This is a genomic window from Microbacterium sp. UCD-TDU (assembly GCF_000340625.1).
Lineage (GTDB): Bacteria > Actinomycetota > Actinomycetes > Actinomycetales > Microbacteriaceae > Microbacterium > Microbacterium maritypicum.
Genome location: NZ_KB454446.1, coordinates 989,950 through 1,015,227 on the forward strand (window position 1 = coordinate 989,950; position 25,278 = coordinate 1,015,227).

The following is a 25,278-nucleotide window of genomic DNA, read 5'->3' on the forward strand; positions in this document are numbered from 1 at the left end:
GGGCGCGGGGTGGCCGCGCCCCCTCGATCCGCTACTTGATGGAGGTGGTCCGCAGGTACTGCAGCGAGCCGTTCACCATCGGGACGAAGCCGTCGACGTTCGACGCGGTCGCCGTGTAGGTGTAGCTCGTGAACAGCCAGATCCACGCGGCGTTGTCCTCGAGGTTCTCGGAGACCTGCGCGTAGATGTCCTTGCGCTTCTCCGGGTCGGCCGTCTGGCGGCCCTCGGCGAACAGCGCGTCGAGCTCGGGCGAGGAGTAGCCGGCGACCTTGTTCAGGTTGCCCGTGCTGGTGAAGTACCGGCCGTACATGCCGTCGGGGTCGGGACGACCGCCGTTGAGGGCGACAGCGGCGTCGAAGTCGGCCGCGATCCAGCGATCGACGAAGGCACCGGACTCGAGAACCTCGAGGTCGAGCGTGATGTTCGCGTCGGCCAGCTGCGCCTTCAGGTTCTGCGCCTCGTTGACCGAGGTCGCGTACTCGCCCTGGGAAACGATCGTCTTGATCGTGACGCCGTCCTCCTTGCCCGCCTTCTTCAGGTACTCGGCCGCCTTGTCGAGGTCGCGCTCAGGGCACGGACGAGCGTCGGGGTCGGACTTGTATGCGGGAGACGTGATGGGACCGGTGACCTCGCCTTCGCCGAGGGCTGCGGTGTCGAGCACCTCCTGGCGGTCGATCGCGCACTGGATCGCGAGGCGCACGTTGACGTCGGTGAGGTCGCCGCGCGTGGCGTTCAGCTGCAGCGCGTGATAGCTCAGCTGCGGGGTCGTGGCGACCTCGACGTTCGCGCCCTCGGCGGTCTGCGCGACCAGCGGGTCATCGAACACGGCCAGCTGCACGTTGCCGGACTGCATCGCCGAGACGATCGAGGATTCGTCGGGGATCACGCGGAACTCGACCGTGTCGAGCAGCGCGGTGTCTCCCCAGTAGTCCTCGTTCTTGGCGAGCGTGATCGACTGGCTCGCCTTGCGGTCGTCGAGGATGAAGGGACCGGTGCCGTTGGGGGTGGTGTTCAACCCCTCTTCGGTGTCGTCCGAGGACAGCATCGCCATGTTGATCACGGCGAGGTTCGCCGGAAGTGCGGCGTCGGGAGCGCTGAGGGTGAGGGTGACGGTGTTCTCGTCGGTGGCCTCGACCGCGGTGACGGAGGCGAGAGAGCTGCGCGACACAGCGGCGGTGGCCTCGGCCGCGATCGCATCGAGCGAGTACTTCACGTCTTCGGATCCGAAGGTGCTGCCGTCGGCGAACGTGACGCCTTCCCGCAGGTGGAAGGTCAGGGTGAGGCCGTCTTCCGAGACGTCCCAGGACTCGGCGAGGCCGGGGACCACGTTGAGGTCCTCGTCGAACTCGGTCAGGGTGCCGTACAGGTTCTGCAGCACGTTGACGGCCTGGAACTGGGTCGCCTTCCAGGGGAAGAGCGTGTCGGGGTCGCTGGTGACGCCGATGACGAGGTCGCCGCCCGCAGCACCCGCTGACGGCTGGGGGTCGGATGCGGGTGCGGAACAACCTGTGATCACGAGCGCCAAAGCGACACCCGTGGCAGTGAGAGCGCCGAATGACGCCCGCCGTGCTGTGCTCATTGCTGATTCCTCCTGGCTGGGACGCGTCGCCGTGGCGTCGGGTCAGGCGCTGTTGCCTGCCGCCCCGCGAACATCGTCGGTCTTGGTTGGTACTAAAAGTACACGACAGACACTACTGATGTAACAGAAGTTCCTCTACTGTTATGAACAGCGATCGGAGACCCCATGCCCCATGAAGCCGCCCGCGACGACGCCGGCGCACACCCCGTGCTCGTCCGCATGCGTGCGATCCGCCCCGAGCTGCGTCCGAGCGAGCAGCGCATCGCCGACCTGTTCCTCGCCGATCCCGCGGGGACCGCTGGCCTGTCCGTGGCCGAACTCGCCCAGCGCTGCGACACCTCGACCACCTCGGTCGTGCGATTCTGCAAGCGCCTGGGCTACGAGCACGTGCGGGAGCTACGCAACCACGTGCTGCGCGACGTCGAGCGCGAGACGTTCGACACGGCCGCGCTTCCCGCCGTCTCCGGCGACATCGACCGCAACGACACCCTGGCCGACATCGTCGCGAAGGTCTCGCTCGCCGAGACCCTCTCCCTCGCCGACACCGCCAAGGTGCTCGACACCGAGTCGCTGCGGGCCTCCGTCGACGCCATCACCTCATCGACCAGGGTCGACATCTTCGGTGTGGGCGCGAGTTCCATCGTCGGGCTCGACCTGCAGCGCAAGCTCACCCGCATCGGGCGCACCGCTCTGGACTGGTCGGACCCGCATGCCGCGTGGACGTCGGCGGCGACCCTCGGGCCCGGCAACGTCGCGATCGCGGTGTCGCACACCGGCGCCACCACCGACACGATCGAGTTCCTGCTGCTCGCCCGTCAGGCCGGAGCCACCACCATCGCGATCACGAACCACGCGGGCGCTCCCCTGGCCGATCAAGCCGACATCGTGCTGACGACCGCCGCCCGCGAGACCGGCTTCCGCTCGGGCGCACTGGGCAGCCGGATCGCTCAGCTCATGGTGGTCGACTGCATCTTCATCGGCGTCGCCCAGTCGAACTACGACCGTTCGATGGAGGCGCTGCGCGACACGTTCGCCGCCGTGCACCGCGTGCGGACGGCGGGGGCGTGACCGACGACACCCGACGCGCGCGAGCGGGGCTGTTCACCGCATTCGCAGGTCTCGGGGTCACGGCCGCCTTCGTACCCGCGATCCTCCCCTCCGCCGAGCGCGCGATGACCGCCGACCTCAGCGCCGCTGTGCCCGCACTCTTCGCCGGGCTCCTGGTCGGGGTCCTGGCATCGGGCCCGCTGCTGACGCGACAGCCGCCGCGCATCGCGCTGATACTCGGCAGCGCCCTCCAGGCCGCCGCCATCGTCGTGGTGGCACTCTCCGGCACTCCCTCGGTCTTCATCGTCGCGGCCGCGATCGCCGGGGTCGGGTTCGGACTGGTCGAGGCCTCCGGATCCGTGGCCGCGAAGTCCCTGGCCGCCGGCAGCGCGACGGGACTGCTCAGCGCCCTGCTCGGCACGGTCGCCGTCTGCGCGGCCGTCACCCCGCTGCTCGTCGCCGTGGGGTCGCCTGCACGTGCGCTGCTCGGCATCCTGGCGATCGTGCCGCTTCTCACGGTCGCGATCCTCTCCGCAGCGGCAGCCCCTTCCGCCCATGTCGAGGTCCCCGCGCAGCGCGACGTGCGCGGGGAGCTCGTCCTCCTGCCGTTCGCCGTGGCGCTGCCGCTGTACGTGGGCGTCGAGACCGTGCTGTCCGGTTGGTCGGCGGTGATCCCGGAGCGGATCCTCGCGGTCGATCCCGGCCTCGCCGCACTGGGAACCTCGGCGTTCTGGACGCTCATGGCGATCGGCCGCTTCGGCGCGGCGGGTCTGCGGCGACTGTCCGTATCGCCGATCGCGATCCTCGCCGGCGCCACGAGCGTCGCCGCCCTCCTGATGGCCGCCGCGGGGATGCTGGTGGACTCCGCTCCCGTGGGCGCGCTCGTCGCACTGGCCGCCGTGGTCGCGCTCCTCGCTCCCAGCTACGGCCTCATCCTGGGACTCGCCCTCGACCGCCTCGATCCCGCTCGCAGCGCCGCGGTGACCGGCGCGCTCGTCGCCTGCGGTGCGGTCGGCGGCACGTTCGTGCCGACCCTGATCCTGCTGATCGGCCGCGACCCGGCATCGAGCACGACGTTCTTCGCGTCGGCGGTGCTGTGCGCGCTCGTGCCTGCCCTGATGCTGGTCGCCGCGCGGTCGCCGCAGCGGACCTCGACGGCGAACTGACACCTCCTCCACACGTCGCACCGCCGCCGACCTCTTCACAGATGCTGGAATACCGGCGCGCACACCGGTGAGGGCGGCGTAACGTCGTCGACACACCCATCCGAGCAAGGAGAGCACGCGTGTCCACGGAGGTCCTCGCGATCATCATCAGCGCGATCGGCATCGTGCTCACCCTCGGCACCAGCCTCTTCGCCGCGGGGGCCTGGATGATCCGCCGCATCGATGACCGCATCGACGCCGTCGACGAGAAACTCAGCACCCGCATCGACGCCGTCGACGAGAAGCTGACCGCCCGCATCGACGCCGTCGCCGCCGACGTCACCGACCTGAAGATCTCCGTGGCGCGGCTCGAAGGACCACCCCGGCACCTGCTCACCGCGCGCCGGTGAGCAGCACGCGTGGACGGACCTACCGGAGCACGAGGGCGGCGGCGCCGATGAGCGGCCCCTCGTCGCCCAGCCCCGAGCGCACGACCCTGGTGCGGCGCGAGTACTCATGAGCGGCGCTCGCGGTGAGAGCCTGCTGCACGAGGTCGATGTAATCCGCCGACACCCGTGAGAATCCGCCGCCGATGGCCACCACGTCGAGGTCGACGAGGGTGGCGGCATCTGCGAGAGCCTCGCCCACCTCGCGGGCCGAACGCTCGATCGCCGCCCGTGCGACCGTGTCGCCTGCGGCCGAATCGCGAGCCAGATCCTCGCCGGTCGCTCCTGTCCAGCCCTGCTGCTGCGCCCAGGCGGCGCTCGCGGGCCCCGAGGCGATCTCCTCGAGGGTCAGGCCGCCGTGGCGACGCACCTGACCGAGGTGGCCGGCGTTGCCGGTGGCACCGGGGATGTAGGCGCCGTTGGCGACGAACCCGCCGCCGACACCGGTGGAGACGACGATCGAGAGCGAGGCGCCGGCGCCCTGCGTGGCACCGAGCCACGACTCGGCGAGCGCGAGTGCACCGCCGTCATGACCGAGCACGGTGTGCACGTCGCGCCCGAGGACGGTGGATGCCGCAGCACGCACGGCCTCTTCGAGGCCGAAGCCGCGGGCGAGGGGCATGTTCACCGGCATGATCGCGCCAGCGGTGCGGTCGATCGGTCCGGCGCTGCCGGCTCCCGCTCCGACGAGCTCCGCGTCCGCGGGAAGAGCCGCGAGGGCGTGCTCGACGATGGCGACGACCGAGGCGGTGAGCGACGCGGGCGTGGCTTCGCGACCGGTCGCCTGCCGGCTCCTGCTGCCCTCGACGAGCAGACCGTCCTCCGCGACGAGCGCGGCCTCCATCTTCGTGCCGCCCACATCGACGGCGAGCGCGTAGCGCGTCACTGGGGGTCGAGCCCGAGGTCGTCGAGGTCGAAGGCCGCGCGCCATTCCAGGCCCTCGGCTTCGATCGCGGCCTGCGCGCCGGTCTTGCGGTCGACGATCACGGCGACCGCGACGATCTCGGCGCCTTCCTTGCGCAGGGCTTCGACGGCCTTGAGCGCGGACTGGCCGGTGGTCGAGGTGTCTTCGAGCACCACGACGCGCTTGCCCTTGACGTCTGCGCCTTCGATCTGACGGCCACGCCCGTGGTCCTTGGGCTCCTTGCGCACGACGAAGGCGTCGAGCGGGGTGTCGGTGGCGACCGACGCATGCAGCACCGCGTTCGCGATCGGGTCCGCACCGAGGGTGAGGCCGCCGACCGCCACGACATCGAGGTCGCCGATCAGGTCGAGCATGATGCGACCGATCGCGGGAGCGGCACGGTGGTCCAGCGTGAGCTTTCGCATGTCGACGTAGTAGGTCGCCTGCTTGCCGCTGGAGAGTGTGAAGTCGCCGTGGAACACCGCCTCCGCCTTGATGAGGTCGAGGAGTGTCTGGCGGTCTGCGTCGAGTGCGGTCACGGCATCCAGTGTAGGAGGTGGGCCCTAGGCTTGAGGCATGCGCTTGGCCACCTGGAACGTCAACTCCATCCGCACCCGCGTCACCCGCACCGTCGAGTTCGCCGTCCGAGAAGACATCGACGTGCTGGCGATGCAGGAGATCAAGTGCAAGCCCGAGCAGTTCCCCTACGGTCCGTTCGAAGAGGCCGGGTACCACGTCGAGGTGCACGGGCTGAATCAGTGGAACGGGGTCGCGATCGCGAGCCGGCTGCCGGTCACCGATGTGCGCACGTCGTTCGACGGGATGCCGGGATTCGCGAAGGGACATGAGGGGCCGGACGCGCCGCTCGAGGCCCGCGCGCTCGGCGTGATGGTCGAGGGGGTGCGGGTGTGGAGCCTCTACGTGCCGAACGGCCGTGCGCTCGATGACCCGCACTACCTCTACAAGCTGCACTGGCTGGAGCAGCTGAAGAAGTCCACGGCCGCCGAACTGTCGGCGAACCCCGACCTTCCGCTCGCTCTCGTGGGCGACTTCAACATCATCCCGTTCGATGTCGACAACGGCGACCCCGACATCGTGATCGGTCGGTCGACCCACGTCTCCCCGCAGGAGCGCGACGCGTTCTTCGCGTTCCAAGACGCCGGGGTCACCGACGTCGTGCGCCCGCTCATCCCCGAGGGCTTCACCTACTGGGACTACCAGCGTCTGAAGTTCCCCCGCAACGAGGGTGTCCGCATCGACTTCGTGCTGGGCTCGCGCACTCTCGCCGAAGCGGTCAAGGGCGCGTCCATCCACCGCGACGAGCGCAAGGGCGAGCAGCCCAGCGACCACGTCCCGGTGGTCGTCGATCTCGATTTCGGTGGCGCCGATGACGACGACGACCTCCCGATGATCTTCTCCTGAGGCCGATCCCATGAGCGTGCGGCTGATCGCCACCGATCTCGACGGCACCCTTCTCGACTCGACGCCCGCCGTCACCGCACGCACCCGTGCGGCCCTCGACGCGGCACGGGAGCGCGGAATCCACGTCGTGCCGGTCACGGCGCGTCAGCCGATCGGGCTGCGTGCCATCGCGGCGGATGCGGGCTTCGACGGCTGGGCGCTGTGCAGCAACGGCGCCTACGCCGTGCGCCTCGACGACGGGCGGATGCTGTTCGCCGAAGAGCTTCCGGCCGAAACGATCCGCTCCCTGGCCGAGGCCCTCCGCGCGAGCATCCCCGACCTGCTGTTCGCGAGCGTGCGCGACGCCGGCGAGACGTTCGTGGCCCAGCACGGCTATGCCGCGATCGCCGCTCTCGCCGACCACAAGCGCGACCCCGCCACCATGGGCGGCGTTCCGCTGGAGCAGGTGCTCGCCGCTCCCAGCCTGAAGTTCGTGATCCGGCACCCCGAGCTCGCCCCGGCCGCCCTGTTCGACACGGTGCGCTCGCTCGGGCTCACCGGCTTCGAGGTCACGCTCTCGGGTGCGCCGTTCGTCGAGGTCATGGCCGAAGGCGTCACCAAGGCCACGGGTCTCGCCCGCCTCTGCGAGCACCTCGGCATCGACCGCGCCGACGTCGTGGCCTTCGGTGACGCGCTCAACGACGTCGAGATGCTCCGCTGGGCAGGGCACGGGGTCGCCATGGCCGACGCCGAGCCGCTCGTGCACGACGCGGCCGACGAGACGACCGCGTCGAACGACGAAGACGGTGTGGCGCAGGTGATCGAGCGGCTGCTCGGCTGAGGATCAGCTTTCGACGCGACGACGACGCACGAGCATCCCGCCCATCACCGACAGGATGACGCCGATCGCGACGACGGCCACCGGGGCGTCGAGACCAGTGCTGGCCAGCCCGGTGCCCGGTGCCGCCGCATTGCCTCCGGCCTGACCACCCGCGCCCGTATCCACGCCCGTGCCCGCCGCTGCGGTGACGGTGAGCGCCGTACGGGCGATCACCGTGGTCCCCGACAGCGCCACCAGGGTGTGCGCGCCCGCCGGCGCGCTCGCGGGGATGCGGAGGGTGCCCTGGAGCGCTCCGTCCGCGTCAGCCGTGAGCGTGCCGAGCGCGATCGGGTCGGAGTGCAGCTCGAACGCGATCGACGCTCCCGGCGCGAAACCGGTGCCCGAGATCGTGATGTCCTTGCCGGCGCGGATCGAGCCCGCGGCGAGCGCGAGGGTGGGCTTCGGCTGAGGCCCGGGATTCGTGACCGCGACGAGGGTGAAGTCGATCCCCGTGACGGGGGCACCCACGGTCGCCACGACGGGCGTCGCCAGCGCCGAGGTGGCGACACCGTCATAGAACTGAGGCTGCGCGATCGTGGTGCCGTCGTGGAACAGAGCAGATGCCTTGAGGATGAATGATCCTTCGGGGAGCGCCAGGGAGTATGCACCGGTCTGAGCGTCGGCGAAGGTCGTGCCGACGATCTGGTTTCCGGACCAGGCCTCGACGATGACCTCGCGCTCGACGGAGGTGTCGAGGGTGACGGTGCCGGCCACGATGGCAGCTGCGTCGAGCTGCGCATCGATTCCCACGACGCTGGCTCCCGACGGCACGGTGACGGGCGTCGCGGATGCCTTCGTGAAGGCGTCCGCCCAGTACTCCGCCCGCAGGTCGGAGTCGAAAGGCTCGAAGAGCACGCGGTACTCGCCTGGGGCGACGGCAACCTGATAGGTGCCGTCGTTCGAGGCCCCGGAGAAGTACGCGTGACGGTCGTCGTCCACGCTGGTGATGGTGATCCTGCCGAGCGCGCGGGTCCCGTCGCTGCTCTTGGTCACCGAACCGCTGATGTATCCCACCGTCTCGAGCGCCGCGTCGATGCCGGTGGTCGTCTGCGACTCGGTGACGACGACGATCTTCGCAGCGTCGAAGCTGTACGCGTTCTCCCAGTACTCCGCAGAGAGCCCGGGGCCCGGCTCGGCGAACTGCACACGATAGGAACCAGCGGGGAGTCCGTCGATGTGATATCCGCCCGTGAGATCGGTGCGGGCGAAGGCGGCGATCTCCCCGTTCATGTCGAGGGCGTTGACCGTGACGTTCGCGAGCGCCTCGCCGTCGTCGGTGCGCGTGACGACGCCGGCGATCGATCCTCCCGCCGCGAGGGAGGCATCGATCCCGGAGGTCGTCGTGTGCTCGGCGATCACGATCGGCTCGGCTTGCGAGTATTCGGAGGCGTTCCTCCAGTATCCGCGCTTCAGGTCGGTCCCCTCCGCGTGGAATCCGATGACATAGGAGCCGTCGGGAAGACTGCCGAGCGTGTATCGCCCGGCCCCGTCGGTGAGGGTCGAGGTCCAATAGCCGTCCGCGCCGTTCGCGGTCACACGGGCTCCGCTGACGGGCGTGCCGTCATCGGCACGCGTGACAGTGCCGCTGATCGACGAGGTCGGAGTGGGTGCGAGCGCGGCATCGACACCAGGGTGCGCGGAGCCGTCGACGACGGCGACGCGCTGCGCGCCCAGGGAGTCCCTGGCGTCGTCCCAGTACTCGGTGGCGTAGTCGCCCGCCGGATCGAAGAATCGCACGAGGTAGCTGCCGTCGGCCAGGCCGCTGAACGTGTAGGCGCCGCTCGCGTTGGTGACGACGGTGTGCCATCCGGCATCGCTATTGCGCTGCGCCCGCACCTCGATGCCGGCGAGGGCTGTTCCGCCGACGGTCGATGTCACCGTCCCGGAGATCGAACCGGTGACGACCGGGTCGTCTTCCGCGGCGGCCGCCGTCACGCCGCCCAGAGCGAGCGCGAGTGCCGCCGCTGCGCCGAGTACCACCCGAATGAATGCGCGTCGTCGCGCCATGTTCCCACCCTCCGAAGAAGGACGATCTCGCGAAGGATGTCGCGGTCGACCTCGAGCCCGAGCCGATCGCACGGTAACGCTCACATCGAATCTAGAGGCTCGGTGCAGAGGAAAGGAATAGTCGATACACAGGAGTTACTCGTGCTCGGGTGAGGGAACACCCGACGCAGCGATGTGGAAGGTGTCGGCGAACGAGTCCAGCAGTGCGTCGTCGCCGCGGACGACTGCGACGATGTCCGCAGCGAGCGCCTCTGACGGTGTGACCTCGCCGCCGATCAGGTGCCGGATGCCGGGACCGGCGACGATCACCGCATCCGGCTCTGCGTCGGGAAGACTTCCGCCGACCGGCGGGGCTGGCGGTGCGATCTGCGCGACCCGGAGTTCCCCCTCACGCACCGACGCGCGCAGGGCGACGTCGCCGACGTGCAGCTCGTACTCGGCGTCCACGGCACGATCGGCCATGAACGCCGTGTGCAGCGCCATCGTGAGGGAGTCCGCGGTGATGACGTCGCCCGGTTCCGGGTCGCCCATCGCCTGGAAGCCCCACCGTCCGAGGGCGAGCATGATCGGCTCGAACGAGCGGCCGTAGGGGGTGAGCTCGTACACGAGGCCGCAGTTCGACAACGGCACCCGCCGCACGACCCCACCCTCCTGGAGCTCCTTCAGCCGGGTGGAGAGGATGTTGGTCGGGATGCGCGGCAGGCCCCGCCTGAGGTCGGTGTACCGCCGCGGACCGACGAGCAGATCGCGGACGATGAGCAGCGCCCACCGTTCCCCGATCAGTTCGACGGCCGTCGTCACACCGCAGTACTGGCCGTAGCTGCGCGCCGCCATGTCAGGATCCGGCGCTCTGCTCCGCGACGTGCTCGGGTCCGTTCTCGGCGGCCTCCTCGGTCATGAACAGGAAGCCGAGCGAGTTGCCGTCGGGGTCGTCCAGGTCGCGCGAGTACATGAAGCCGTAGTCCTGGGCCGGCTTGGGCTCGGCACCACCGGCCGCGAGCCCCTTGGCCAGGATGTCGTCGACGTCTTCGCGCGAATCGCGACTGAAAGAGACGGATACCTGGGCGACCTCGTTCGGGTCTGCGATCGGCTTGTCGGTGAACGTGGCGAAATACTCGCGCGTGAGGAGCATGAAGAAGATGTCCTCCGACCAGACGACGCACGCGGCATTCTCGTCGGTGAACAGCGGTTAGCTTGCAAAAAACAACCACGCTTGTCAAGAGCAAGTGACTCCCGATCCCCCGCACGGGGGATGCGATGCCGACACGCCCCGCCCTACGGTGGAGGGATGCCCGCTGTCCCGTTCCTCCGCACGCCGACCGAGCGCGAACGGCGCGGCGACATCGTCCTCGCCGTGGTCATGTTCGTGGGAGCCGTGCTGAGCGCCGGGCTCTCCTCGATCGCCCAGGTGTACGGCGACGAACAGGCTCCGTTGTGGACCGCACTCGTGTACGCGGTCGTCGTGACCGCTCCTCTCGCGGTCCGCCGCCGCTGGCCCGGCACGGTCGCCGTCATCGTGGTCGTCGCGTACTTCATCGCGGTGACGATCCGCGTCCCCGAGATCTACGTCGGCAACATCGCGATGTTCATCGCGATCTACACGGCGGGGGCGTGGATGAACGATCGTCGCCGCGCGGTCATCGTCCGCATCGGGATCATCGTGAGCATGTTCGTGTGGCTGCTGATCACGATGTACCGCGACGCGATCCTCGAGGCCGACAAGGCGGATGTCATCGCCGGAGCCATGTCTCCCTACGTGGCCTTCATGCTCATCCAGCTGCTGCTGAACGTGCTCTACTTCGGCGGGGCCTACTACTTCGGCGAGCGGTCATGGGCTGCGGCGACGCAGCTCGCGGTGCTCGAGCAGCGCACGTCCGAGCTCGAGCGCGAACGCGAGGTCACCGCGGCTCAGGCGGTCGCGCTCGACCGGGTGCGCATCGCCAGGGAGCTGCACGATGTGGTCGCCCATCACGTGTCGGTCATGGGCGTGCAGGCGGGAGCCGCGCGCCTGGTGCTCGAGCGGGACCCGGCAGAGTCCACGCGCATCCTCACCGGCATCGAGGGGTCGGCGCGTGACGCCATCCACGAGCTGCGCCAGCTGCTGGAGACCCTGCGGACCCCCGGAGGAGAGACGACGGATGCCGCCTCGACCCTGGCCCTCGACGACATCCCCGAACTCGTCGATGCCTCGACCGAGGCGGGGCTGCCGACGGCGTACACGGTGATCGGCGACCCGACGCCCGTGCCTTCGCTCGTCGCCGTGAATCTGTATCGCATCGCTCAGGAGTCGCTGACGAACGCCCGCCGCCATGCCGGGCCCGATGCGACCGCCGACGTGCGCGTGCGCTACGACGATGACGGCGTCGAGGTCGAGATCGTCAACACCGGGCGCCCTGTCGCCCAGGTGCGCCCAGGACTCGGACAGCTCGGGATGCGCGAGCGTGCCGCGGCGTCCGGCGGCACCCTCGAGGTGACCCCCCGTCCGTTCGGCGGGCTGCGCGTGCGCGCCCGCGTGCCCCTGCCCTTCGCGAGCGAATCGAGCGTGAACCGATGACCGCCCCGATCCGCGTGCTGCTCGTCGACGATCACGCACTGCTGCGCGCCGGCTTCCGCACGATCCTCGACACGCAGACCGACATCGCGGTGGTCGGGGAGGCATCCTCCGGGGCCGAGGCGGTGGCGCAGGCCGCTGCCCTGCATCCCGACGTCATCATGATGGACGTGCAGATGCCCGACATGGACGGCATCGAGGCCACCAGACGCATCGTCGCCGACCCGGGCATCGACGCGGCCATCGCGATCGTCACCACGTTCGACCGCGACGACTACCTGTACCGGGCTCTGGACGCGGGGGCCGGCGGTTTCCTGCTCAAGAACGCCGGTGCCGAGGATCTGATCGCGGCGGTGCGGGCACTGGCCGCGGGCGACGGCATGCTCGCCCCCGAGGTGACCCGCCGCGTGTTGGCGCGCTTCGCCGCGACACCCGCTCCCGCCGCATCGGCCACGAGCGGCGCCCTCCCGAAAGTCGCACTCGCCGAGCCCCTCACCGACCGTGAGGCCGAGGTGCTCACGCTGCTCGCCGATGCCCGCAGCAACGCCGAGATCGCGCAGGCGCTGTTCATCGGCGAGGCGACCGTGAAGACGCACGTCTCGCGCATCCTGCAGAAGCTGGGCGCCCGGGATCGCGTGCAGGCGGTGGTGCTGGCTCATCGCATGGGGCTCGCGTAGCGCGGCCCACCCGGGCTCCACGCCGATCTGCCGCTCCGCGATAGCCTCGGAGCCATGTCCGACGCCGCACCCCTGTCCCGCCCGATCCTCGCGGGGGTGGTGACGGCACTGGTCGGCTTCACCAGCTCGTTCGCGGTCGTGCTGACGGGGCTCGACGCCGTCGGGGCGAACGCGGCGCAGGCGGCGAGCGGACTCCTCGCCGTCAGCCTCACGATGGGCCTGGCCTGCGTGGTGCTCGCCTGGCGGTATCGGATGCCGATCACGGTCGCCTGGTCGACGCCCGGCGCCGCCCTCCTGGTGGCGACCGGCACTGTCGAAGGCGGGTGGTCGGCAGCGGTCGGCGCCTTCCTGATCACCGCGGCCCTCATCCTGCTCACCGCGCTCTGGCCGGCGCTCGGTGCACTGATCGCCCGCATCCCGCCCTCGATCGCGCAGGCGATGCTCGCCGGCGTCCTGCTGCCGCTGTGTCTCGCACCGATCACCGGTATCGTCGCGAACCCCTGGGGCGTGGTGCCGGTCGTGCTCACCTGGCTGCTGTTCGCCCGTCTCGCACCGCGCTGGGCGGTGCCGTTCGCGTTCGTCGCGGCGGCCGTCGTGGTCGCGGTGTCGCTGATCGGAGAAGGCGCACCGTTCGACCCCGCACTACTTCTCCCCCGCCTCGAGTTCACGGCACCGACGTTCACGGTCGGCGCGCTCGTCGGCCTCGCGCTGCCGCTGTTCATCGTGACGATGGCCTCCCAGAACGTGCCGGGCATCGCGATCATGCGCAGCTTCGGGTACGAGGTGCCGTGGCGTCCGGCCATGCTGGTGACCGGGATCGGCACGGCCCTGGGGGCGACGGCAGGCGGACACGCCATCAACCTCGCCGCGATCAGCGCCGCACTCGCCGCGTCGCCGGACGCCGATCCCGACCCGAGGCGACGGTGGGTCGCCGGGGTCTCGACCGGGGCGTCGTACCTCGTGCTCGCCGTGTTCTCCGCCGCGTTCGCCGCCCTCGTGGTGCTCGCGCCCGCCGCCGTGATCCCCGCCGTCGCGGGGCTGGCTCTGTTCGCCGCGTTCGGCTCGGCGGTGCAGCAGGCGATCGACGATCCGAACGAGCGGATCCCCGCCGTGGTGACCTTCCTGGTGGCCGCATCCGGGATCGCCGTCCTCGGTGTCAGCGCCGCGTTCTGGGCCCTCGTGGCAGGACTCCTGGTGCGCACGGTGCTGCACACCCGACGCCGCTGATCCCCCCTCCCCCTGACGGGTGATCCTCTCGCGTCCGCCGCAGGGGGGATGCCCCGCGATGCCTGCGCTCCGTAGCGTGAGGGTATGACCACAGGAATGCTCGAACTCTCCGGCATCACCAAGAGCTACGGCTCTCGGCGCGTGCTCGATGACGTGTCCTTCACCGTCGCCCCCGGGCGGCTGACGGGCTTCGTCGGCGGCAACGGCGCCGGCAAGACCACCACCATGCGCATCGTCCTCGGCCTGCTGTCCTCCGACGGCGGCACGGTCGACCTGGACGGCGCCGCCCTCACCGCCGAGGACCGCCGCCGCTTCGGCTACATGCCCGAGGAGCGCGGGCTCTACCCGAAGATGAAGGTCCTCGAGCAGATCGTCTACCTCGCCCGCCTGCACGGCTTCGGCAAGCAGGAGGCCACGGAGCGGGCGAGTGCCCTGCTCACGGAGCTCGGACTCGGCGAGCGGCTGAACGACACGATCGAGTCGCTCTCGCTCGGCAACCAGCAGCGCGCGCAGATCGCCGCCTCGCTCGTGCACGACCCCGAGGTGCTCATCCTCGACGAGCCGTTCTCGGGCCTCGACCCGCTCGCGGTCGACGTGGTCGCGGGAGTCCTGCAGGCCAGTGCCGCCAAGGGCGCCTCCATCCTGTTCTCCTCCCACCAGCTCGACGTGGTCGAGCGCCTGTGCGACGACCTCGTCATCCTCGCCGGCGGCACGATCCGTGCGTCCGGTTCCCGCGATGCGCTGCGTTCCGAGCACGCCAGGGACCGTTACGAGCTCGTCTCCGCGGGCGACGCCGGATGGCTGCGCACCGAGCCCGGAGTGACGGTCGTCGACTTCGAAGGCGGCTACGCGCTGTTCGACGCGGACGGCCCCGAGACGGCGCAGCGCGTGCTGCAGTCCGCCGTGCAGCGCGGCGATGTCGCGAGCTTCGCCCCCAAGCATCCGTCCCTCGCCCAGATCTTCAAGGAGGTCATCCAGTGAGCGCCCCCACCCCCGTCCGCGCCTCCAGCGGCATCTGGCTCGTCGCCGAGCGCGAGATCGGATCGAAGCTGCGCAGCAAGGCGTTCCTGATCTCCACCGGCATCCTGCTGGTGCTCGCGCTCGCCGGCATCCTGTTCGGCGGTTTCGCGAGCAAGAACACCGACACCACGCCGATCGCCGCGACGGCCGAGACCGCGGCCGCCGTCTCGGCCATCCCGAACGTCGAGGTCACCACGGTCGCCGACCAGGCCGAGGCCGAGAAGCTCGTACGAGATGACAAGGTCGACGCCGCGGTACTGCCCGGCGACAGCCCCTCCGGCTACACGGTCATCGCCCTGCAGGATGCCCCTGGTTCGATCATCTCCGCCCTGTCGATCTCTCCCGAGGTCGTCATCCTGGAGCCCGCCACCACCAACCCGCTGCTGCGGTACTTCATCGCGATCGCGTTCGGCCTGGTGTTCATGATGGCCGCGGCGACGTTCGGCGGCACGATCGCGCAGAGCGTCGTGGAGGAGAAGCAGACCCGCGTGGTCGAGGTGCTGCTGTCGGCGATCCCGGCGCGCACACTGCTCGCGGGCAAGGTCATCGGCAACACGGTGCTGGCGATGGGGCAGATCCTCGCCCTGGCAGCCGTGGCCACGATCGGGCTGATCGTCACCGGTCAGCGCGAGGTGCTCACCACGCTGGGCGCGCCGATCATCTGGTTCGCCGTGTTCTTCCTGTTCGGCTTCATCCTGCTCGCGGCGATGTTCGCGGCCGCGGCCTCCATGGTCTCTCGCCAGGAGGACATCGGCTCCACGACCACCCCGATCACGATGCTGATCATGGCGCCGTACATCCTGGTGATCGTGTTCAACGACAACCCGCTGGTGCTGACGATCATGTCGTACGTGCCGTTCTCTGCCCCGGTCGGCATGCCGATGCGCCTCTTCGTCGGGGAGGCTCGGTGGTGGGAGCCGCTGCTGAGCCTGGTCATCCTGCTCGCGAGCTGCGTGGCCGCGATCGTCATCGGCGCGAAGATCTACGAGAACTCGCTGCTGCGCATGGGCAGCCGTGTGAAGCTCGGCGAGGCGCTGCGCGGCTGACGCCGCAGACGAAGAAGCCCCCTGCTCCGCATCGCGCGGGGCAGGGGGCTTCTTCGTCTCAGCGGATCGGCGACCCGCGGGTCAGATCACGCCGTCGGCGAGGGTGGTCGGGTTGCCGAAGCGGTGGTTGGTGATCGATACGGCCTGCTCGTGCAGGAACGGCAGCATCTCGACGCGACCGGCACCGGTCACGGCGTGCGACCAGACCGCCACGTCGGGGCTTCCGTCGAGCGCTTCGTGGAGAGCGGCGGCGTCGCCACCGACCAGACGCACGCGGTGCCAGGAGTTCGCCGCCTTCGCGTAGCGCTTTGTCCATGCCGCATCCGACTCGTGCTTCACGCTCACGCCGTGCGCACGCAGCGCCTTCTCGATGCGCGAGGGCAACGCCTGCGCCGACACCGTGAACGGGCTGCCGCTGCGCAGGGCGGCGGCGAGCACGCGGATGCCGTCGACGAGCGGGGAGTTCTCGGCGATGCGCACGTCGACCGCGACCGGACGGTAGCGGAAGAGGTTGCGCTCGACCCCGAGCCCGGACTTGTCGCTCACCGCGCCGAACTCATCGACCCAGGCGCGCTCGTCGGACGCCGCGGCGCGGTGCAGCCATTCGGCCTCTGCCGCGTCGACCTCGGCTCCGGCCGCATCCAGCAGCCCAGCGACCACGGGCACGACGGCCGCACTCGGTGCCGCAGCCGGCAGCTCGGCCGGGGCCCACTCGCCCAGCCCGAAGAGGTAGTTCGGCCCACCGGCCTTCGCACCCGCTCCGACAGCCGAGCGCTTCCAGCCGCCGAACGGCTGACGCTGCACGATCGCCCCGGTGATGCCGCGGTTCACGTACAGGTTGCCGGCCTCGACGCGGTCGAGCCAGGTGGCGACCTCCTCGGAGTCGAGCGAGTGGATGCCGGCGGTCAGGCCGTAGTCGACCGCGTTCTGCAGACGCAGGGCCTCATCCAGGTCCTTCGCGTGCATGATGCCGAGCACCGGGCCGAAGAACTCGGTCAGGTGGAAGTACGAGCCCTCGCGCACGCCGGTCTTGACGCCGGGCGTCCACTGCTTCCCGTCTTCGTCGAGCTTGCGCGGCTCGACCAGCCAGCGCTCGCCCTTCTCGAGCTTCGTGAGCGCCGTGAGCAGCTTGCCGTTCGCGGGCTCGATGATCGGACCCATCTGCGTGGCCGGGTCATCGGGCAGGCCGACGCGCATCGAGGTCACGGCATCCACCAGCTGACGCTCGAACCGCTTCGAGTCGGCGACCGATCCGACGAGGATCGCCAGCGACGCGGCGGAGCACTTCTGCCCCGCGTGGCCGAACGCGCTGCGCGCCACATCGGCGGCCGCGAGGTCGAGGTCGGCGGAGGGGGTGACGATGATCGCGTTCTTGCCGCTGGTCTCGGCCAGCAGCGGCAGGTCGGAGCGGAACGACCGGAACAGCTGCGCCGTCTCGTACGCGCCCGTGAGGATCACGCGGTCCACTGCGGGGCCGGCGACCAGGCGCTTTCCGAGGTCGCGTGAGGCCAGGTCGACGAGGGCCAGCAGGTCGCGCGGCACACCGGCGGCCCACAGCGCCTCGACCATGACGGCGCCGCAGCGCTGGGTGAGCTTGGCTGGCTTGATGATGACGGCGGAGCCGGAGGCCAGCCCCGCGAGCACGCCGCCGGCGGGGATCGCGACCGGGAAGTTCCACGGCGGGGTGACCACGGTCACCTTCGACGGCACGAACTCCGCACCCGAGACGGTCTCGAGGTCCTTCGCGCGCTCGGCGTAGTAGTGCGCGAAGTCGATGGCCTCGCTGATCTCGGGGTCGGCCTCGGCGATGGTCTTGCTGGCCTCGTTGGCCATGATCTCGATGAGCTGACCGCGGCGCGCGGCAAGCTCGTCTCCCGCGCGGTGCAGCACGGCGGCGCGGTCGGCGGCCGGCAACGCGGCCCACTTCTCGGCGGCGGCGGTCGCTGCGACGAAGATGCCGTCGAGCTCGGCGTCCGTGTCGACCTTGGCGAGCGCGATGGTGTCGAGACCGAGCGTCGAGCCGACCGAACGGCTCAGGATCTCGCGACCCCAGGCACGGTTCGCGGCGATGGCGGGATCGGTGTCTGCCTGGTTCTCGAAGCCGGTGGTGGTGGCGGAGGGAGCCTCGGCGGTGCGGTCCTGCACGCGATGGGGACCGGGGACGAATCCCGCCTCATCGGTCGCGAGCGCGGCCAGCGAGCGCTCGAAGCGCTCCCGTTCGCGGGTGAGCAGGGTCGGGTTCGAGGCCAGCTCGAACACCGCGGACATGAAGTTCTCGGGGCTGGCGTTCTCCTCGAGGCGGCGCACGAGGTACGCGATCGCGACGTCGAACTCGGCCGGGTTCACCACCGGCGTGTACAGCAGCAGGCGTCCGACATCCTTGCGGACCGCCTCGGCCTGACCCGTCGCCATGCCCAGCAGCATCTCGTACTCGACGAGGGGGTCGGCACCGGTCGGGTCGGCCACACCGCGCGCCTGCGCGAGCAGCCAGGTGTAGGCGATGTCGAACAGGTTGTGGCCCGCGACGCCGATGCGCACGGCGTCGAGCCGCTCGGGCGTCATCGCCCAGTCCAGCACGCGCTTGTAGTTCGTGTCGGAGTCCTGCTTGGTGCCGTAGGTCGCGAGCGGCCAGCCGTGCACCTTCGAGTCGACCTCTTCCATCGCGAGGTTCGCGCCCTTGACCACGCGCACCTTGATCGGGGCTCCGCCCTTCGCACGGCGGGCGGCGGCCCACTCCTGCAGGTGCTGCATGGCGCCGAGGGCGTCGGGGAGGTAGGCCTGCAGCACGATGCCGGCTTCGAGGTCCTCCAGGCCGGGCTGGTCGAGGATGCTCGTGAAGGCCGCGATCGTCAGGTCGAGGTCGCGGTACTCCTCCATGTCGAGGTTGATGAACTTCGCCTTGCCCTGGGCTTCGGCACGGGCGGCGAGCTCGTAGAGAGGAGTGAGCTTCTCGACGACATCGGCCACCGCCTCGTCGAACGACCACATCGACAGCTGGCTCACGACGCTGGACACCTTGATCGAGACGTAGTCGACGTCGTCGCGGGCGAGGAAGTCGCGGGTGCCCTGCAGACGGTGCCCCGCTTCGCGCTCGCCGAGCACGGCCTCGCCGAGGAGGTTGAGGTTCAGGCGGTTGCCGCTCTTGCGCAGCTTCGCGATCGCGGGGCCGAGCTTGGAGGGCGTGGCATCCAGCACGAGGTGCCCGACCATGGCGCGCAGCACGCGACGCGAGATCGGCACGACGACGCCGGGGATCTTCGGCGCCCAGAAGCCGCCGGTCTTGATCGCGGCGCGCAGGTAGCCGGGCAGCAGCGCCGGGGTGATGTCGCTCAGCTCGGCGAGCTTGCGGCCGGCGACGCGCAGGTCTTCCGGACGCATCACGCCGTCGACGAAGCCGACCGTGAACGCGAGTCCGTTCGGGTCCTTGAGCACTTCGGACAGGCGCTGGGCGGCCGGCTCGACGGGGTGGGTCTCGCTCTCGACGAGCCAGCGCTGCACCAGGGCGGCGACGTCTTCGGTACGGGGAGTGGTGGTGTCGGCGGCGACAGGCATCGGTGGGACCTTCCAAGAGAGCGCACACCGGGATTTCGTGTGCGGGCTGGATCATTGTCCTGCCGCTCGGTAGGCTCCGTCTATCAACCGATTTGCGTGGATTCTGTTCACCCAAAGTGAACAATAGGGAGGGTGCGTGCTCGACGTCCATCGGCTGCGGATGCTGGTCGAGTTCAGCCGCCGCGGCACGCTCTCCGCGGTCGCCGAAGCCCTCTCGTACAGCAAGGCCTCGGTGTCGCAGCAGCTCGCGGCACTGGAGCGCGATGTCGGCGTGCCGCTGCTTCGTCGGGTGGGCCGGGGCGTGCAGCTGACCCCGCAGGGGAACGTGCTCGTGGCCGAGGCGATCGGCATTCTGGACCAGCTGGAGCACGCCAGGGTCGCCGTCGCCGAATCCCTCGCCGAGGTCACGGGGACGGTGCGGATCGCGGTGTTCCAGACCGCGGCCCACGCGTTGCTGCCTCCGGCTCTGCTGGCGCTTCAGGCACAGCATCCGTCGCTCCGTGTCGACGTCACCGAGTGCGACCCGGAGACGGGGCTCGTCGGCGTCGCAGGCCGCGACTTCGACCTCATGCTCGCCGAGCAGTATCCGGGGCGCACGCGGCCGATCGTCGCCGAGCTCGACCGCGTCGTCCTCGCTCACGACACGATCGCCCTGGCCGGGAGCGCCGGCGATGCGACCGCGACCTCACCGCCGTCGGGAACGGATGCCGCGGCATCCCTGTGGGCGATGCGCAGCGAACCCTGGGTGCTGGAGCCTGCGGGCACGGCCTCTCGCGCCTGGGCTGAGCAGCTGTGCCGCACCGCCGGCTTCGAGCCCGACGTGCACTTCGAGGTCGCTGACCTCACCACGCATATCCGCTTGATCAGAGCCGGACTCGCCGTCGGACTCCTCCCGGAGCTCGTGTGGGCGGGTGACGCCCCGACGATGAGGCTCAGCGCGCTCCCCGGCTCCCCTCGACGCGAGATCTTCTCCTCCGCACGACGAGTGTCGGCCGACGCCCCGTCGATCACGGCCGTGCGACGCGCGCTGGCGGATGCGGCATCCGTGATCCTCCCCGGCTGACCCCGAGCGGGAGACCGCGTCTCGCCCCGTCACCGTGCTCTTCGCTCCGCCAGAGGCCACGCCCCTCCGCGCCCGTCAGTGCGTGTGCACGTGCTCCTCGGCGGCGCCCGATCCTGTCGAGACCGGGTCCTCGGCACGCGCGGCCGTCGGCGCAGCCAGAGCGCCCGCCGAGTGCGCGAAGCGCCCGCCGACCACGGTCAGCTCGGCGTGCTGATCGAGCAGCCCTGCGGGGTCGCGCTCGTGACGGTACAGGTCGTCCGACCACACCACGAGGTCGGCGAGCATCCCCTGCCGCAGCCGGCCACGGTCGCCTTCGGCGTGCCAGGCATGTGCGCCGTGCACGGTGTACGCCTCCAGCGATCGGTCGAGGCCGACGGTCTCGGCCGTGGTCCAGGCGTCGGCCCCGTCGAGACCGGCGCGCGTCGCCGCGGAGTACAGGCCGACGAGCGGATCCATCTCACCGACCTGCCAATCGCTCGAGAACGCCACAGTCGCCCCGCTGTCGAGAAGGCTCTTGAACCGCCAGGCCCGCGACCATCGGTCCTCGCCGACGTTCTCCATCCACGTGCCCGCGACGAGGTCGGGCGAGCAGTGTCGCGGCTGCATCGCGGCCGTGACCCCCAGCTGCCGGAATCGCGGCAGGTCGTCCGGATGCAGGCACTCGACGTGCACGATGCCGTGACGACGGTCGGTCGTGCCGTTGCGCAGGCCCGCCTGCTCGATCGCGTCGAGGGCGAGACGGATGCCGGCATCCCCCGTCGCGTGCGTGTGCGTCTGGAAGCCCATCCGGTCGAGCTCGGAGATGACCTCGACGAGCTCGCGTCCGGGATAGCTCGGGCGCCCGCGCAGGCCGCGACGGTTCGCATAGTCCTCGAGCATCAGCGCCGTGTGCGGTTCGATCACGTCGTCGGCGTAGAGCTTGAGCGGCCCCAGGCGCAGCAGACCATCCGGATCGGCGGATGCCGCGGCATCCGTCACCGCCTCCTTGAGCCGCTGCCGGAAGGCGCCATCCGCACCGACCGGGTGGAACAGCGCCGTGATCACCCGAGACGACAGCTCTCCCGCGGCGAGCGCGCGCTGGAACAGACCGATCTCGGCGAGCGGCACCTGGGGTTCGACCGCAGTGGTGATGCCGCTCGCCGTGGCCATGCGGATGCTCGACAGCAGCTTTCGGTAGCGGCGCTCCGGCGAGTACATCGGGATGTCGCGCTGCAACTCGGCGAGCCCTGCGATCGTCATGGCGCTGGTGTAGAAATCGGTGACCCAGCCGGTGGGCTCTCCGTCGGCATCCCGCTCCGGGCGCCCCCAGGCGATGTCGACGCCGCCTGCGATTCCGAGGACCCTGAGCGCCTGACGGTTCAGCCACACCGAGTGCTGGTCGTAGGTCGTGACGAACACCGGTCGGTCGGTGAGACCGTCCAGGTCGGAGGCGTTCGGCCGGCGCCCTTCGACGATCGAGTACACCGCGTTCTCGGCGCAGATCCACGTGAGGTCGGGTCGCCGGGCGGCGAACTCCGCTATCCGGCGGCGCACCTCGATGAGCGTGTGCGCACCCTCGAGAGACACCGCGTCCTCGTCGAAGCCGAGCAGCAGATGGTTGTGGCTGTCGATGACCCCCGGGGTGACGAGTCGCCCCTCGGCCTCGATCGTGCGGCGGGCGGACGGGGCGTCCGCCTCCGTTCCGACGTAGGCGATGCGGTCGCCGTCGAGACCGATCGCCTCCGCCCACGGCTGTGCAGGGTCGAATGTGCGCACGCGTGCGCCGGTGATCAGGGTGTCGATGCTCATGCAGAGCACTCCTCACTGAGGTCGTCGGAGGCATCCGCCTCCAGCAGGTGGATCGCGCCGGGGTTCGCGCGCAGGTACACGGCGTAGTAGAGGAACCCCGCGGCGATGATGCCCGTGGAGATCCCGAGGCTCAGCCACTGGGCGGGGTCGAGGATGCCGATGACGAAGATCGTCCCGATCGCGAGGAGGGCCACGACGGGCGGCACGGGCCACAGCGGCATCCGGTAGCTGCCGGTGACGGACGGCTGGCGGCGCACGATCAGGGCGGCGAGCGCGATGAATCCGTAGGAGAAGGCGAGAGTCGAACCGGTGGCGTTGAGCAGCACATCGAAGGGGATGAAGCACCCGATCAGCGCGATCACGCCCATGGTGATGGTCGCGGCGACCGGCATCCGCGTGCGGGACGAGATGCGCGAGAGACGCCGGCAGAGAGCGGGCGGCATGGCCCCGTCGCGGGCGGCGGCGAACAGCAGACGCCCGGCCTGAAGCGCGATCGCGATGATGGCGTTGACGATCGCGAGTGCGATGGTCACGAGGATGACCGTCGACACCGCGTCACCCGTCCGCGCGGAGAGGAACGACTCGACCGGCAGGTCCGCCCCGAACAGCTCTTCCAGGGTGTCGGCTCCGAGCATGATCGCCGTGAGGGGGATGATCTCGGCGAGCACGGTGATCAGCGCGCTCCACAGCAGGGCGCGCGCGATCGTGCGGCGTGCATCCTTCGTCTCCTCGGCGAAGTAGATCGCGCCGCCGTAGCCGTTGTAGGAGAAGATGCCCTGCGTCACGGCGAGCACGAGTCCCGCGATGCCGAGCGGGGCGAGACCGCCGGCGTCGTTCAGCGCCTGCGGGTTCAGCAGGTCGGTGAGCGGACGCTCGATGTGGATCACGCCGAGGAAGGTCAGGTAAGCCAGCGCCGCCATCTCGATGAAGAGGAAGGCTCCGGTGACCCACGCGTTGGTGCGGATGTTGAAGCACGCGGTCGCCGTCGCGAGGGCGATCACGATCACGGCGGTCCACAGCGGATCGAGCCCCGCGATCGCGACGCCGAGGTAGTCGGCGACGCCGAGGGCGAAGATCGCCACGATCAGCGGCAGCGAGATGAGGCCGATGAAGAACACGGCAGCTCCGGGAGCGGGACCGAGCACGCGACTGACGAGGGTGTAGTCGCCGCCGGCGAGCGGATGCCGCGAGCCGAGCTCCGCATAGCAGAGGGCGACGAGCAGGCTGATGACACCGGCGATGATGAAGCCCCAGAAGACCCCGGTGCCGTAGCCGGCGAACGCCGCGCCCCCGAGGATGAAGACGCTGGATGCCGGAGAGATGCCGGACAGCGTGATGAGGACGTTGCCTCCGACGCCGAGCGATCGGGAGAGCTGACCGCCTCCTGTCGTGGTGGCCGCGGTATCGAGCGGTGGCGCGCTCGCGGGGTGGTTCGGTGTGGACATCGTCGGGCTCTCTTCTTCGCGATCCGCGTCGTATTCATTCTTTGACTTCACCGTCAAAGAACTCTCGAAGTGTGACACGCTGCTCGGGTAGTGTCAAGGCATGGCACGACCCAAGAGGCAGGAGGAGCGACGCGCGGCCCTCATCGAAGCCACCTATGCCGCCGGCAAGGAGCACGGACTCCGCTCCCTCTCGCTCACCGACGTCGCGACGACCGCCGGACTCACCCGCGGCGCGATCCTGTACTACTACGAAGACCTCGACGCACTGCTCGTGGAGGCGCATGCGGCCGGCATCCAGCGTTTCTGCAATGAGCGCGACGCGGTGCTCGCGGCCATCGACGACCCGCGTGACCGGCTCGGCGCCGCCATCGACGCGGGCCTGCCAGACGGACCGGACGACGCGCTGATGAGCCTGCTCTACGAGTTCGACGTGCTCGCCGGCAACTCAGCCCTGCACGACGAGCTCGTGCAGGAGCTGTACCTGCGCCAGCTCGAGACCTACCGGGGCGTGATCGCCGCCGGACGGGCGGCAGAGGTCTTCTCGCCCGGCATCGACGACGAGCAGCTGGCGATGACGTTCGTGGCGCTCGAGGACGCGTACGGGCTGCACATCGTCGGCGGAAACGCCCTCATGACCGTGCCGAAGGCTGCCGCAGCGATGCGCGCGGTGGCGGAGCAGCTGGGCTGCCCGCCGCAGTCCTGACGACGGGACCCCGCACGATCCGCCCCCGAATCTCCGTCAGAGGCACCCGGCGGGAATATGCATGCACATGCATCTGTTCACCTCCGTGTACCCGGACGAAGGAGTCCGATCCACTCCTTTCGAAAGGCACCTCTGTGAGCACTCCCGTCATCGACCGCACCGCACCGACCGAGCACCCCGTCCTCGACGTTCTCGCCGGTCGCTGGAGCCCCCGCGCCTTCGACGCGCAGAACTCGATCGACGAGGCCAAGCTCGCCACCGCCCTCGAGGCCGCCCGCTGGAGCCCTTCGGCGAACAACTCGCAGCCCTGGCGCTTCATCGTCGCCCGCCGCGGCACGGCACTGCACGCGCAGGTCGTCGACGCCCTGATGGGGTTCAACCAGGCATGGGCGGGCAACGCCGCCGTGCTCGTGGTCGCGATCGCCGAGACGGCCGACGCTTCCGGCGCCCCGATCACCCACGCCCTCTACGACCTCGGTCAGGCCGTTGCGCACTTCTCGGTGCAGGCCCACCACGACGGACTGGTCGTTCACCAGATGAGCGGCTTCGACCCGGAGGCCGTCCGCGAGTTCGCCGACCTCGAAGAGCGCTTCGTGCCCTTCACCGTCTTCGCCGTCGGCGAGTTCGGCGACATCGAAGCCCTTCCTGAGGTGCTGCAGGAGCGCGAGGTCGCCCCGCGCGTGCGTCGTCCCATCACCGAGACGGTCATCCTCAGCGCCTGAGCGCAGACCGCACGAACAAGAGCGCCGCCCCGGTTTCATCCGGGGCGGTGCTCTTGTGCACGCGGTGATGCTCAG

21 protein-coding genes and 1 pseudogene are annotated in these 25,278 nt (G+C 70.0%); 13 read left to right on the plus strand and 9 right to left on the minus strand.

Annotated elements, in window-relative coordinates:
* Positions 1-31 precede the first annotated feature (31 nt).
* Positions 32-1,579, minus strand: a complete 1,548-nt coding sequence (locus D514_RS27690) for an ABC transporter substrate-binding protein (protein WP_017829589.1) — start codon at positions 1,577-1,579, stop codon at positions 32-34.
* A 165-nt stretch (positions 1,580-1,744) separates the two neighbouring features.
* On the opposite strand from D514_RS27690, the gene D514_RS27695 reads away from it, so the two are divergent.
* The 3 genes from D514_RS27695 (at position 1,745) to D514_RS27705 (ending at position 4,181) form a co-directional block, all read left to right on the plus strand.
* A complete protein-coding gene (locus D514_RS27695) occupies positions 1,745-2,647 on the plus strand; it encodes a MurR/RpiR family transcriptional regulator (RefSeq protein ID WP_017829590.1) in 903 nt (300 codons plus the stop codon).
* Positions 2,644-3,792: a sugar MFS transporter gene (locus D514_RS27700; protein ID WP_017829591.1), complete on the plus strand. Its 1,149-nt coding sequence runs from the start codon at positions 2,644-2,646 to the stop codon at positions 3,790-3,792. The genes D514_RS27695 and D514_RS27700 overlap by 4 nt, the downstream gene beginning before the upstream one ends.
* Positions 3,793-3,911: 119 nt before the next feature.
* Complete coding sequence (locus D514_RS27705; protein ID WP_017829592.1) at positions 3,912-4,181, plus strand: hypothetical protein; 270 nt, start codon at positions 3,912-3,914, stop codon at positions 4,179-4,181.
* Between the two features lie 19 nt (positions 4,182-4,200).
* On the opposite strand, the gene D514_RS27710 is transcribed toward D514_RS27705, so the two are convergent.
* The gene (locus D514_RS27710) at positions 4,201-5,103 is read right to left on the minus strand and encodes an ROK family protein (RefSeq protein ID WP_017829593.1); all 903 of its coding nucleotides are present in this window, start codon (positions 5,101-5,103) and stop codon (positions 4,201-4,203) included.
* Positions 5,100-5,660 carry an orotate phosphoribosyltransferase gene (gene pyrE / locus D514_RS27715; protein ID WP_017829594.1) on the minus strand — a complete coding sequence of 187 codons (561 nt, stop codon included), beginning with the start codon at positions 5,658-5,660 and terminating at the stop codon, positions 5,100-5,102. The genes D514_RS27710 and pyrE overlap by 4 nt, the downstream gene beginning before the upstream one ends.
* 37 nt (positions 5,661-5,697) lie before the next feature.
* On the opposite strand from pyrE, the gene D514_RS27720 reads away from it, so the two are divergent.
* On the plus strand, positions 5,698-6,543 hold the full coding sequence (locus D514_RS27720) for an exodeoxyribonuclease III (RefSeq protein ID WP_017829595.1): 846 nt from the start codon (positions 5,698-5,700) through the stop codon (positions 6,541-6,543).
* A 10-nt stretch (positions 6,544-6,553) separates the two neighbouring features.
* Entirely contained in the window at positions 6,554-7,363 is an 810-nt protein-coding gene (locus tag D514_RS27725) for a Cof-type HAD-IIB family hydrolase (RefSeq protein ID WP_017829596.1), read from the plus strand.
* A 3-nt stretch (positions 7,364-7,366) separates the two neighbouring features.
* Here the strand turns inward: D514_RS27725 and D514_RS27730 are convergent, their stop codons facing one another.
* The 3 genes and pseudogenes from D514_RS27730 to D514_RS0119320 all read right to left on the minus strand — a co-directional run.
* Positions 7,367-9,409, minus strand: a complete 2,043-nt coding sequence (locus tag D514_RS27730) for a collagen binding domain-containing protein (RefSeq protein ID WP_020380574.1) — start codon at positions 9,407-9,409, stop codon at positions 7,367-7,369.
* Between the two features lie 135 nt (positions 9,410-9,544).
* Positions 9,545-10,243, minus strand: coding sequence for a helix-turn-helix domain-containing protein (locus tag D514_RS27735; RefSeq protein ID WP_017829598.1), 699 nt, complete (start codon positions 10,241-10,243; stop codon positions 9,545-9,547).
* Between the two features lies 1 nt (position 10,244).
* Positions 10,245-10,598: pseudogene (locus tag D514_RS0119320) on the minus strand (VOC family protein); the annotation flags it as partial.
* 99 nt (positions 10,599-10,697) lie between these two features.
* Between D514_RS0119320 and D514_RS27740 the strand changes: the two are divergent.
* The 5 genes from D514_RS27740 (at position 10,698) to D514_RS27760 (ending at position 15,930) form a co-directional block, all read left to right on the plus strand.
* Complete coding sequence (locus D514_RS27740) at positions 10,698-11,963, plus strand: sensor histidine kinase (RefSeq protein ID WP_017829600.1); 1,266 nt, start codon at positions 10,698-10,700, stop codon at positions 11,961-11,963.
* Positions 11,960-12,637 (plus strand): response regulator transcription factor, encoded by a 678-nt coding sequence (locus D514_RS27745; RefSeq protein WP_017829601.1) that lies wholly within the window; start codon positions 11,960-11,962, stop codon positions 12,635-12,637. The genes D514_RS27740 and D514_RS27745 overlap by 4 nt, the downstream gene beginning before the upstream one ends.
* 54 nt (positions 12,638-12,691) lie before the next feature.
* On the plus strand, positions 12,692-13,864 hold the full coding sequence (locus D514_RS27750; RefSeq protein WP_017829602.1) for a benzoate/H(+) symporter BenE family transporter: 1,173 nt from the start codon (positions 12,692-12,694) through the stop codon (positions 13,862-13,864).
* 96 nt (positions 13,865-13,960) lie between these two features.
* Positions 13,961-14,845 (plus strand): ABC transporter ATP-binding protein, encoded by an 885-nt coding sequence (locus tag D514_RS27755; RefSeq protein WP_017829603.1) that lies wholly within the window; start codon positions 13,961-13,963, stop codon positions 14,843-14,845.
* A complete protein-coding gene (locus D514_RS27760; protein ID WP_017829604.1) occupies positions 14,842-15,930 on the plus strand; it encodes an ABC transporter permease in 1,089 nt (362 codons plus the stop codon). The genes D514_RS27755 and D514_RS27760 overlap by 4 nt, the downstream gene beginning before the upstream one ends.
* An 81-nt stretch (positions 15,931-16,011) precedes the next feature.
* Here the strand turns inward: D514_RS27760 and D514_RS27765 are convergent, their stop codons facing one another.
* Positions 16,012-19,482: a bifunctional proline dehydrogenase/L-glutamate gamma-semialdehyde dehydrogenase gene (locus D514_RS27765; RefSeq protein ID WP_017829605.1), complete on the minus strand. Its 3,471-nt coding sequence runs from the start codon at positions 19,480-19,482 to the stop codon at positions 16,012-16,014.
* A 136-nt stretch (positions 19,483-19,618) separates the two neighbouring features.
* Between D514_RS27765 and D514_RS27770 the strand changes: the two genes are divergently transcribed.
* Entirely contained in the window at positions 19,619-20,545 is a 927-nt protein-coding gene (locus D514_RS27770) for a LysR family transcriptional regulator (protein ID WP_017829606.1), read from the plus strand.
* 75 nt (positions 20,546-20,620) lie between these two features.
* Here D514_RS27770 and D514_RS27775 read toward each other — a convergent pair whose 3' ends face one another.
* Positions 20,621-22,333 (minus strand): amidohydrolase, encoded by a 1,713-nt coding sequence (locus D514_RS27775; RefSeq protein WP_017829607.1) that lies wholly within the window; start codon positions 22,331-22,333, stop codon positions 20,621-20,623.
* A complete protein-coding gene (locus D514_RS27780) occupies positions 22,330-23,778 on the minus strand; it encodes an APC family permease (RefSeq protein ID WP_017829608.1) in 1,449 nt (482 codons plus the stop codon). The genes D514_RS27775 and D514_RS27780 overlap by 4 nt, the downstream gene beginning before the upstream one ends.
* 100 nt (positions 23,779-23,878) lie before the next feature.
* Here D514_RS27780 and D514_RS27785 point away from each other — a divergent pair, with 100 nt between their 5' ends.
* On the plus strand, positions 23,879-24,481 hold the full coding sequence (locus tag D514_RS27785) for a TetR/AcrR family transcriptional regulator (protein WP_017829609.1): 603 nt from the start codon (positions 23,879-23,881) through the stop codon (positions 24,479-24,481).
* 134 nt (positions 24,482-24,615) lie between these two features.
* Positions 24,616-25,203 carry a nitroreductase family protein gene (locus D514_RS27790; protein WP_017829610.1) on the plus strand — a complete coding sequence of 196 codons (588 nt, stop codon included), beginning with the start codon at positions 24,616-24,618 and terminating at the stop codon, positions 25,201-25,203.
* Positions 25,204-25,278 lie beyond the last annotated feature (75 nt).